At 50.7% G+C, this 278-nt stretch carries 1 protein-coding gene; it reads right to left on the bottom strand.

Annotated elements, in window-relative coordinates:
* The coding region (locus A3773_RS17145; protein ID WP_331709182.1) for a transketolase-like TK C-terminal-containing protein at window positions 1–278 on the bottom strand (278 nt) is incomplete at both ends.

Below are 278 nucleotides of genomic sequence, written 5' to 3' on the forward strand. Positions count from 1 at the left end.
GAACAGCTCACCCGCTGGCGCAGATTCACCGAATGTTGTCATGCCGATGATCTTGCCACCGAAGCCAACATACTTGTACCAGTAATCCGCAATACCTGCTTCAACAGCAAGACGCTTAGTCACTGCCGCTGGAAGAACCGCTTCGCGGTATGCTTCATCTTGCGCGTCAAATACGTCTGTAGAAGGAAGAGACACTACGCGTACTTTCTTACCTTCAGCCGTCAGTTCAGCGTAAGCATTCGTCGCTAGCTCAACTTCAGAACCAGTAGCGATAAGGA

The sequence above is a fragment of the Neptuniibacter pectenicola genome, from assembly GCF_001597735.1.
GTDB classification, from domain to species: domain Bacteria; phylum Pseudomonadota; class Gammaproteobacteria; order Pseudomonadales; family Balneatricaceae; genus Neptuniibacter; species Neptuniibacter pectenicola.